This is a genomic window from Kitasatospora nipponensis, from assembly GCF_039528135.1.
GTDB lineage: Bacteria > Actinomycetota > Actinomycetes > Streptomycetales > Streptomycetaceae > Kitasatospora > Kitasatospora nipponensis.
On record NZ_BAAALF010000044.1, the window covers coordinates 40,276 to 50,223 of the forward strand.

Below are 9,948 nucleotides of genomic sequence, written 5' to 3' on the forward strand. Positions count from 1 at the left end.
CGACATGGCGGCGCCACGGACGGAGCGCTCCTACCCGGCGCCGGCCGCGGCCACGCGCGGCGGGGCGTCGAAGAGGATGAACATCAGGTGACCTGGTGACCATTCCCCCAGGGCGGGCCCGGCCGCCCGGCTCAGTCCTCGTCCTCGTCATCCCCGCTGGTCAACACGGGTGACCCGTGGTGCGACCAGAGCCGCCAGCCGGCCGCGGTGCGCCGGAAGAGGTTCGTGGAGACCACCTTGCCGCCCACCAGCGGCCCCAACTCGCCGTCCTCCTCGGCCTCTCCACCGGAGAGGATGTTCTCGGTGCAGGTGACGAGGGCCACATCGCCCTGCACCTCGACCTCGACGTCGGTCAGGAAGAACTGGATGTACTCCGTGTTCATCATGATCAACATGTACGAGCGGGTGACCTGCGCCCGCCCGCGCAGCACCGGCCAGCCCGGGTGGACGCAGGTCACCCCGTTCTTGTCGTCGGCGTCGGCGGCCGACAGCCAGACGCCCTCGATCGCCTCCAGGTCACCGTTCTCCAGCGCCTCGTAGAGCCGCTGGTTGGCCGCCAGCACGGCCTCCCGGTCCGCCTCCAGCGCGCTCGCCGGCGACCCGTTCCCCGCTGTGCCCTCACCAGTCACGCGACCACCCACTCCCTCGGATTCAGCTGGACCCGGCGGCCCGCCAGGCCGCCACCACCCGGACCGCGTCCGCCGTACCCGCCACGTCGTGCACGCGCACCGCCCAGGCACCGGCCCGGGCCGAGAGTACCGAGACCGCCGCCGTCGCGTCGTCACGCCGCCGGGCCGGCCGCAGCTCCCCGGTTTCCGGGTCGGCGAGCAGCGTACCCAGGAAGCGCTTGCGCGATGCGGCCACCAGGACCGGGCGCCCCAAGGCGGTGAGAGCGTCCAAACCTCCCAGCAGGGCCCAGTTGTGCTCGCTGGTCTTGGCGAAACCCAGCCCCGGATCGAGCACCAGCTGCTCCTCGCGGACCCCGGCCGCCACCAACTGCTCGACGCGCTGCGAGAGCTCCGCCACCACCTCGGCCACCACGTCCCCGTAGACCGCGTGCCGGTCCATGTCCACCGACTGGCCGCGCCAGTGCATCACCACGAACGGCGTGCCGGCGGCGGCCACCACCCCGGCCATCGCCGGGTCCGCCAGTCCGCCCGAGACGTCGTTGACCAGCCGCGCACCGGCCGCCAGCGCCCGCTCGGCCACCGCGGCCCGCATGGTGTCCACCGAGACCACCACGCCCGCCGCCGCCAGCTCCCGCACCACCGGCAGCACCCGGCGCAGCTCCTCCTGCTCGGTCACCCGCTGGGCGCCCGGCCGGGTCGACTCGCCACCGACGTCCACCAGGTCGGCGCCGCGCGCCACCAGGTCCAGTCCGTGCGCGACCGCGGCCGTCGGATCCAGCCAGAGGCCGCCGTCAGAGAACGAGTCCGGGGTCACGTTGACCACGCCCATCACGGCGCAGCGCTCGAGCGGGGGAAGACCGGGCAGCGGGTTGTTCATGGAGCCATTATCGGCCGAGGCCGCCCACCTGACGGCGGACGGCCTCGTGGACACCCGTCGGACGGTGCCCGGGGGTGGGCGGCTCAGGCCGCCGGAGCGATCGACTCGGGACCCACCGGCGCGGGCATCAGGCCCTCGCGCTGGCGCTTGCGGCCGAAGCGCGGCATCCCCAGCGTGATGAAGGCCTCCGCCTGCATCACCGAGAAGCCGATCCGCGGCAGGTCGCGGGTGTTCGGGTACACCAGGAAGCGCGGCTCCCACTCCGGCTGGAACTTGGCGTTGAACTTGTAGAGCGACTCGATCTGGAACCACCGCGACAGGAAGACCAGCAGACCGCGCCAGGCCCGCAGCACCGGGCCCGCACCGATCCGCTCACCGCGGGCCAGCGCGGAGCGGAACATCGCGAAGTTCAGCGAGACCCGGCGGATGCCGAGCTCCGGCACCGCCTGCAGCGCCGCCACGATCAGCAGCTCGTTCAGCCCCGGGTCGGCCGCCCGGTCGCGCCGCATCAGCTCCAGCGAGATGCCGTCCGGTCCCCAGGGCACGAAGTGCAGCACCGCCCGCAGGTCGTCCACGGCGCCGGCCGCGGCCTCGGCCTCGTCGGGGGCCTTGTGCGCGGTGACCACCACGCAGGCGTCGTCGCCCGGGTCACCGAAACGGCCCAGCGCCATCGAGAAACCGCGCTCGGTGTCGGTGCCGCGCCAGCGGGCGGCCGCGTCGGCGATCCGGTGCTTCTCCGCCTGCGTCAGCTCGCTGACCCGGCGGACCTGGCAGGAGTAGCCGTTGCGCTCGATCCGCTTGACCATCTGGCGCACGTTGCGCATCGCCCGGCCGGCCAGCGAGAAGGTGGTCGCGTCCACGATCGCCTCGTCGCCCAGCTCCAGCGCGTCCAGGCCCGCCTCGCGGGTCCAGACCTCGCCGCCCACCTCGCTGCAGCCCACCACGGCCGGCACCCAGGCGTGCTCGCGGGCCTGCGCCATGAAGACCTTGATCGCGCCCGGCCAGGCCTCCACGTCACCCACCGGGTCGCCGGAGGCCAGCATCACGCCGGAGATCACCCGGTAGGAGATCGCCGCCTTGCCGGTCGGCGAGAAGAGCACGCTCTTGTCCCGGCGCAGCGCGAAGTAGCCCAGCGAGTCGCGCTCGCCGTGCCGCTCCAGCAGGGCGCGCACCTTCACCTCGTCGGCCGCGGTCAGCTCCGGCTCGGGCTTCTCCGGGCGCAGCAGCAGGTAGGCGGTCGAGAAGGCGGTCAGCAGGCCGAGTCCGGCCAGCGAGTAGCCGACCACGTCGCCGATCCGGTCCGGGTGGTAGACGATCGGGCCGTCCAGGCCGAACAGGCCCCAGACCGTCTCGTGCAGCCGGTCGAACAGACTCGGACGGCCCATCTCGCGCGGCGGGTGGGCGCTGACGATCAGCAGGCCCAGGCCCAGGCTGATCGAGCCCATCACCACCAGGTTGAGCAGCGCCCGCCAGCGGGTGCGCGGGTCGGCCTTGGCGTAGAACTCGCGGCGGTGCAGCAGCATCACGGCCAGCAGGGTCAGCGAGACCACCGCCGGACCGACCTGGTGCCAGCGCAGGATGTGCAGCGCGCTGCCGACCGGCAGCAGCACGCAGACCATCCGCCAGGCCCGCTGCTTGCGGCGGCGCAGCGCGTGCGCCAGCAGCACCAGCAGGATGCCGACCACCAGGGTGCCGGCGGTGGCCAGCGTGGTGGTGCCGCCCGGCAGCTGGCCGGCCCAGCTGTGCATCCGGGTCTTGCGGAGCTTGGGGAAGATCGCGCTGGCGATGTCCACCAGGCCGATCAACAGACAGGCGTAGCCCACCGCACCCGGCAGCCAGGCTCGGGGAACGGCGGCGGCTTGGCTGCGCAGCGTCTGGAGGCCCCGACGGGGGGGCTGCTCCGGGGACGACTCAGCGGACACGGGAACGCTCATGGAAGCTCAGCGTAGAGGCTCCGGCGGGGTGACCGGTCACCCCGGAGGATGAGCCGTGATGGACCTTCATGCTTATTTCCTTACCTTGACCAAGGATCCGTCAAGAGGGGGTAATCCGTGGGCCCACCAGCGCCGATCCGTCTGACGGAGATCGTCCGGCGGACGGGGCGGGGCCCCTCGGAGGTGCGACGCCGAAGTCTAGGGCTTTGGTTCCTGTGGGTGAAGCCGGGGCCCGGCCGGCGGCCCGACCGTGCCGCGCGACGTTCACGCCGCGTTGCCCCTGTGGACGTCACGGCTCGGGTGGCTGCTCCCCGGCAGGTCTCCGATGATGAGTCAGCAGTACCCGTCACCACCGTGGCCAACCACGCCGTACCCCGACGAACCGAACTGACGTACCGGCACCTCGCCGGCCTGCCAGGGGGAGACCCACTGATGGAACTGACCAGCAGCGGGCTGGTGTACGCACTGGCCGCAGCCGCCGTGCTGGCCCTGCTGGCCACCCTGTGGCTCTGGCCGCGGCTGGCCCGCCAGCGGCCCCTGCCGGTGCTGGGGCGGGTCGCGCTGCTGGCCGCGGTCCAACTCTCGGTCCTGGCCGTCTGCGGCCTGACGGTCAATGACACGTACGGCTTCTACTCCTCGTGGCACGACCTCGTCCACCCCGGCGGCAGCCAACTGGCACTGGGCCCCACCGGCTCCGGCAGCGGCACCCGCGGCGGCCCGCCGCAGAGCGACGCACTGGTCCAGCCGACCACCGAGGGCGGCCTGTCCACCATCACCGACCTGCCGCAGGGCAAGCCGGAGGAGGTCGGACGGGTGGACTCCATCCGGGTGGTCGGTAAGCAGAGCGGCCTCTCCGACCAGATGTTCATCTACCTGCCACCCGAGTACTTCAACCCGAAGTACTCCCGCGAGCGCTTCCCCGTCCTGCTCACCCTGGCCGGCTACCCCGGCCCCGCCCTGCACCTGCTGAGCGAACTGCACACCCCGACGACCGTCTGGGACCTGCAGCGCACCGGCAAGATGGCGCCCACCATCGTGGTGATGGCCCGACCCACCGTGGCGGCCCCGCGCGACACCGAGTGCCTGGACGTCCCGGGCGGCCCGCAGACCGAGACCTGGTTCGCCAAGGACGTCCCGGCCGCGCTGCGCTCCGCCTACCGGGTCAGCCGCTCCGCCGAGTCCTGGGGCGTCCTGGGGTACTCCACGGGCGGCAGCTGCGCCCTGCGCCTGGCCCTGCGCGACCCCGCGGCCTACACCACCGCGGCCGCCCTGCACGCCGACTACCAGGTGGTGTCCCAGCCGTGGGAGAGCGGTGACCTGTTCAGCGGCAACCCGGGCCTGGCCCAGCAGTACGACCTGGCCTGGCGCCTGCAGAACCTGCCGGTGCCCAAGGCCTCGCTGCTGATCGTCAGCACCCGGACGGAGGACAACTTCCCCGCCACCCAGCAGTTCCTCAACGCCACCGCACCGGTCACCGCGGCGCACCCCGACCTCAAGATCGACTCGCTCTTCCTGCCCGACGGCGGCCACAGCTTCGACACCTGGCGCCGCGAGTTCCCGGCCGCCCTGGAGTGGCTCAGCGACCACCTCGCCCCCGCCCCCGACCGCGAACCGCGCGGCTGAGGACAGGGGCGAGTGAGGGGCGTGGACACCGGGACCAGAGCGCCCGGAGGCGAACCGAGCCCCCGAGAGGGAGCCCTCAGCGGCCGATGATCAGGCTCATCGCCTCGGCGCGGGTGGCGGGGTCGCGCAGCTGGCCGCGGACGGCCGAGGTGATGGTCTTCGCGCCGGCCTTGCGGATGCCGCGCATCGACATGCACATGTGCTCGCACTCGATCACCACGATGGCGCCGCGCGGCTCCAGGATCCGCATCAACGAGTCGGCGACCTGGCTGGTCAGGCGCTCCTGCACCTGGGGCCGGCGGGCGTAGACGTCGACGAGGCGGGCCAGCTTGGACAGCCCGGTGATCTTCCCCGAGGTCGAGGGGATGTAGCCGACGTGGGCCAGGCCCCGGAACGGCACCAGGTGGTGCTCGCAGGTCGAGTACACCTCGATGTCCTTGACCAGCACCATCTCGTCGTGGCCGAGGTCGAAGGTGGTGGTCAGGACGTCCTCGGGCTCCTGCCACAGGCCCGCGAATATCTCCTGGTACGCCCTGGCCACCCGGGCCGGGGTGTCCAGCAGACCCTCGCGGTCCGGGTCCTCCCCCACGGCGATCAGCAGCTCGCGGATGGCGTTCTCGGCCCGCTTCTGGTCGAAGGTTCCGATGGCGGACTGCCCGTCGAGCGTCACCGGGTCGATCATGCGAGCCTCACTATTCTCTGGACGGGTGGTCTGAGCAGCACGAAAGCCGCGCCTCCAGGGTACAAACCCCGCAGGCGCGGCTTCCATTCCGTTCAACTGCGCCGTCAGACCTCGCCGGACGACTCCCCGGTCACGGGGGGCAGCTTGACGATGTCGACCTGGGTCGCCTCGACGGAGGCGGCCGCGCCGTTGGTGAGCGCCAGCTCCTTCGGCGACTGCACCGGCGGCCGGGTCGAGGGGGTGCGGCGCGAGGAGCCGGTCCAGGCGGGCCGCGCCGGGCGCTTCACCACGGGGGCGAAGATCTCGGCGATCTGCTCCTTGTTCAGGGTCTCCTTCTCGAGGAGCTCCAGCACCAGGTTGTCGAGCACGTCCCGGTTCTCGACCAGGATCTCCCAGGCCTCGTTGTGGGCGTTCTCGATCAGCTTCTTGACCTCTTCGTCCACCAGCCCGGCGACCTCTTCCGAGTAGTCGCGCTGGTGGCCCATCTCACGGCCCAGGAACGGCTCGGAGTCACTCGAGCCGAACTTGATCGCGCCGAGCCGCTCGGTCATGCCGTACTGGGTGACCATCGCACGGGCGGTGGCGGTGGCCTTCTCGATGTCGTTCGAGGCGCCGGTGGTCGGGTCGTGGAAGACCAGCTCCTCCGCCGCGCGGCCGCCCAGCATGTAGGCCAGCTGGTCGAGCATCTCGTTGCGGGTGGTGGAGTACTTGTCCTCCTCCGGCAGGACCATGGTGTACCCCAGGGCCCGGCCGCGCGAGAGGATGGTGATCTTGTGCACCGGGTCCGCGTTGGGGGAGGCCGCCGCGACCAGGGCGTGACCGCCCTCGTGGTACGCGGTGATCTTCTTCTCCTTCTCGGACATGATCCGGGTGCGCTTCTGCGGCCCCGCCACCACGCGGTCGATCGCCTCGTCGAGGGTGAAGTTGTCGACCAGCTTCTTGTCGGAGCGGGCGGTCAGCAGCGCGGCCTCGTTGAGCACGTTCGCCAGGTCGGCACCGGTGAAGCCGGGGGTGCGCTTGGCGACGGCCTTGAGGTCGACGTCCGGCGCGACCGGCTTGCCCTTCTGGTGCACCTTGAGGATGTCCAGGCGTCCCTGCAGGTCGGGGCGCTCGACCGCGATCTGGCGGTCGAAGCGGCCCGGGCGCAGCAGCGCCGGGTCCAGGATGTCCGGGCGGTTGGTGGCGGCGATCAGGATCACGCCGCCCTTGACGTCGAAGCCGTCCATCTCGACCAGCAGCTGGTTGAGGGTCTGCTCGCGCTCGTCGTGACCGCCGCCGAGCCCGGCACCACGGTGCCGGCCGACCGCGTCGATCTCGTCGACGAAGACGATCGCCGGGGCGTTCGCCTTGGCCTGCTCGAAGAGGTCGCGCACCCGGGAGGCACCGACACCCACGAACATCTCGACGAAGTCCGAACCGGAGATCGAGTAGAACGGCACCCCGGCCTCGCCGGCCACGGCACGGGCCAGCAGGGTCTTGCCGGTCCCGGGCGGGCCGTAGAGCAGCACGCCCTTGGGGATCTTGGCGCCGACCGCCTGGAACTTGGCCGGCTCCTGCAGGAACTCCTTGATCTCGTGGAGCTCCTCGACGGCCTCGTCGGCGCCCGCGACGTCCGCGAAGGTGGTCTTCGGGGTGTCCTTGGTGAGCAGCTTGGCCTTGGACTTGCCGAACTGCATGACCCGCGAGCCGCCACCCTGCATCTGGTTCATCAGGAAGAGGAAGACCAGCACGATGATGACGATGGGGAGCATCGACAGCAGCAGGCTGACGATCGTCGACTGCTTCTCGGGGCTGACCGTGTAGCCCTGGGCGAGCGTGCCCTTGTCCACCTGGGCCTGCAGCTTGTCGGCCAGGTTCTGGCCCTGGTCCCCGATGTAGGAGGCCTGGAACTTGCTGCCCGAGGGGCTCTTGCCGCCGGACCCCATGTTGGTCAGGGTCGCGCCGGAGTTCAGTTCGATCTTGATGGTGTTCGAGTCACCGGTGGTGAGCTGGGCCTGCTTGACCTGGCCAGCGTCGATCGCTGCCACCACCTGGCCGGTGTCCACCGTCTTGTAGCCGTTCGAGTCCGAAACGACGTTCATCAGCACAATGACGGCGACGACTGCCAGGAGGATCCATGCGATCGGCGCGCGGAAGTATCGCTTGACGTCCATCCATGCGGGGCGTTGCCGCCCCGTCCCTCCTGCCACTCAACGGCGTCGCACGGCCTTCGGCCGTCGGCGCATCCGGTATGTGCGAGTGCACCCCGCCCCAGCCACCTGGGAATCTGTAGGAAGAGCGGGTAATGGGACCGTACCTCAGTGCTGCCACGCTCTGTGGCAGCGTGGCGGTACGGCCTGTGTAGTTGTGCGTCCGCCGACTCCAACGGGTGGAATCGGCAGACTGTTCCCCAAAGGGCCGGTGGGAACTGGCCCACCGGCTCCGCGAGCGCCGACGAGCGGGGTCAGCCGCCGTAGACGTGTGGGGCGAGCGTACCGATGAACGGCAGGTTGCGGAGCTTCTCGGCGTAGTCGAGCCCGTAGCCCACCACGAACTCGTTGGGGATGTCGAAGCCCACGTACTTGACGTCGATCTCGACCTTGGCCGCGTCCGGCTTGCGCAGCAGGGTGCAGACCTCCAGCGAGGCCGGGCCGCGCGAGCCCAGGTTGCCGAGCAGCCAGGACAGGGTCAGGCCGGAGTCGATGATGTCCTCGACGATCAGCACGTCCCGGCCGGCGATGTCGGTGTCCAGATCCTTGAGGATCCGCACCACACCGGAGGACTTGGTGCCCATCCCGTAGGAGGAGACCGCCATCCAGTCCATCGTGACCTGCGAGTGCAGCGCCCGGGCCAGGTCGGCCATGACCATCACCGCGCCCTTGAGGACGCCGACGATCAGCAGGTCCTTCCCGGCGTAGTCCCGGTCGATCCGTTCCGCCAGCTCGATCAGCTTGGCGTCGATCTCGTCCTTGCTGATGAGCACCTTCGCCAGGTCGGCGCCCATGTCCTTGTCGTCCACCGGGAGTACGTCCTCAAGGGTTCGTGGTCCTGTGTCGGCGGTCAGTCGTTCTGCCGCCGAAACACCAGGTTGCCACACCTGCGGGTGACCTCCACGCCCCCGGGTAGGTGCAGCGGTCCCTGACCGCGCCAGCCGGTGACCAGCAGGTCCACCGTTTCCAGGTGCCGGGCGAAGAGGTCGCCGGCCGGGGAACCGGTGCGCAGCACGGTGCGGCGCAGCACCCGGCGGCGCACCGCGGAGGGCAGTTCCGCGAGCCCGGCCACCGCCAGGGTGCCCTGGCCGCCCTGCGGATCGCGGCGGTAGAGCTCCTGCTCGGCGCGGGCGGCCCACTGGTCGAGGGCGTCGGCGTCGTCGCGGAAGAGCCGGGCGGTGCGGGCCAGCGCCTCGACCACGCCGTGGCCCAGGTGCTTCTCCAGCACCGGCAGGACCTCGTGGCGCACCCGGGCACGGGTGTAGGCGGGGTCGAGGTTGTGCGGGTCGTCCCAGACCGGGATGGACTGGGCGTTGCAGGCCTGCCGGGTGGCGGCCCGGTCGAGGTCGAGCAGCGGGCGGCGGTAGCGGCCCTTCTGCGCGGGCATCCCGGCCAGCGAGCGGGCACCGGAGCCGCGGGCCAGGCCCAGCAGCACGGTCTCGGCCTGGTCGTCGCGGGTGTGGCCGAGGAAGACCGCCAGGGCCTGGTGGCGCTCGGCGGCCTCGTCGAGCGCGGCGTAGCGCGCGTCGCGGGCGGCGGCCTCGGGGCCGCCCTGGCGCCCGACCCGCACCGGGACGGACTCCACCGGATCCAGCCCCAGCGCGCGCAGCCGGTCGGCGACCTGGCGGGCCCGGTCGGCGGAGCCGTCCTGGAGGCCGTGGTCGACGGTGACCGCGCCGACCCGCAGGCCGAGCTTGGGGGCCTCGAAGGCGGTGGCGGTGGCCAGCGCCATGGAGTCCGCGCCGCCGCTGACGGCGACCAGGACGAGCGGGGAGCCGGGGGCGGCGGGGGTGCGCGGCAGGCCGGAGGGGTGGCGGCGGGCGTTGCCGATCAGCACGGTGGCGGGAGCGAAGCCGCAGGCCAAAGGGGTGGCGGCGGGGCCGTCACCGACCAGCACGGCGGCCGACGGGCGCGGTTCGCGGGCGCGGCCGGCGGCGGCCGGCGCGAGGGCGGCACGGCCGGCGGCGGGGGGCTCGGCCACGAGGGCGAGCAGGGGGCGGGGGGCGGCCAGGGG

The 9,948-nt window shown here is 71.8% G+C and carries 8 protein-coding genes; 1 reads left to right on the top strand and 7 read right to left on the bottom strand.

Annotation, left to right across the window (positions count from 1 at the left end; translation table 11 throughout):
* Nucleotides 1-131: 131 nt before the first annotated feature.
* The 3 genes from ABD323_RS15280 to ABD323_RS15290 form a co-directional block, all read right to left on the bottom strand.
* Complete coding sequence (locus ABD323_RS15280) at nt 132-629, bottom strand: nuclear transport factor 2 family protein (protein ID WP_425555999.1); 498 nt, start codon at nt 627-629, stop codon at nt 132-134.
* Between the two features lie 22 nt (nt 630-651).
* On the bottom strand, nt 652-1,506 hold the full coding sequence (gene folP / locus ABD323_RS15285) for a dihydropteroate synthase (RefSeq protein ID WP_344442108.1): 855 nt from the start codon (nt 1,504-1,506) through the stop codon (nt 652-654).
* An 83-nt stretch (nt 1,507-1,589) separates the two neighbouring features.
* A complete protein-coding gene (locus tag ABD323_RS15290) occupies nt 1,590-3,440 on the bottom strand; it encodes a phosphatidylglycerol lysyltransferase domain-containing protein (protein WP_344442109.1) in 1,851 nt (616 codons plus the stop codon).
* A gap of 432 nt (nt 3,441-3,872) precedes the next feature.
* On the opposite strand from ABD323_RS15290, the gene ABD323_RS15295 reads away from it, so the two are divergent.
* Nucleotides 3,873-5,063, top strand: a complete 1,191-nt coding sequence (locus ABD323_RS15295) for an alpha/beta hydrolase (protein ID WP_344442110.1) — start codon at nt 3,873-3,875, stop codon at nt 5,061-5,063.
* Nucleotides 5,064-5,139: 76 nt separating this feature from the next.
* On the opposite strand, the gene folE is transcribed toward ABD323_RS15295, so the two are convergent.
* The 4 genes from folE to tilS form a co-directional block, all read right to left on the bottom strand.
* The gene (folE, locus tag ABD323_RS15300; protein ID WP_344442112.1) at nt 5,140-5,745 is read right to left on the bottom strand and encodes a GTP cyclohydrolase I FolE; all 606 of its coding nucleotides are present in this window, start codon (nt 5,743-5,745) and stop codon (nt 5,140-5,142) included.
* A gap of 104 nt (nt 5,746-5,849) precedes the next feature.
* Complete coding sequence (gene ftsH / locus ABD323_RS15305; RefSeq protein WP_344442113.1) at nt 5,850-7,898, bottom strand: ATP-dependent zinc metalloprotease FtsH; 2,049 nt, start codon at nt 7,896-7,898, stop codon at nt 5,850-5,852.
* 290 nt (nt 7,899-8,188) lie between these two features.
* Nucleotides 8,189-8,743 (bottom strand): hypoxanthine phosphoribosyltransferase, encoded by a 555-nt coding sequence (gene hpt / locus ABD323_RS15310; protein WP_344442114.1) that lies wholly within the window; start codon nt 8,741-8,743, stop codon nt 8,189-8,191.
* Between the two features lie 41 nt (nt 8,744-8,784).
* A complete protein-coding gene (gene tilS, locus ABD323_RS15315; protein WP_425556001.1) occupies nt 8,785-9,915 on the bottom strand; it encodes a tRNA lysidine(34) synthetase TilS in 1,131 nt (376 codons plus the stop codon).
* Nucleotides 9,916-9,948 lie beyond the last annotated feature (33 nt).

Bases quoted from the DNA above. Each gene is read 5' to 3' on its own strand.
- folP (WP_344442108.1), bottom strand. From the start codon at position 1,506: ATGAACAACCCGCTGCCCGGTCTTCCCCCGCTCGAGCGCTGCGCCGTG.
- ftsH (WP_344442113.1), bottom strand. From the start codon at position 7,898: ATGGACGTCAAGCGATACTTCCGCGCGCCGATCGCATGGATCCTCCTG.
- folE (WP_344442112.1), bottom strand. From the start codon at position 5,745: ATGATCGACCCGGTGACGCTCGACGGGCAGTCCGCCATCGGAACCTTC.
- ABD323_RS15290 (WP_344442109.1), bottom strand. From the start codon at position 3,440: ATGAGCGTTCCCGTGTCCGCTGAGTCGTCCCCGGAGCAGCCCCCCCGT.
- ABD323_RS15295 (WP_344442110.1), top strand. From the start codon at position 3,873: ATGGAACTGACCAGCAGCGGGCTGGTGTACGCACTGGCCGCAGCCGCC.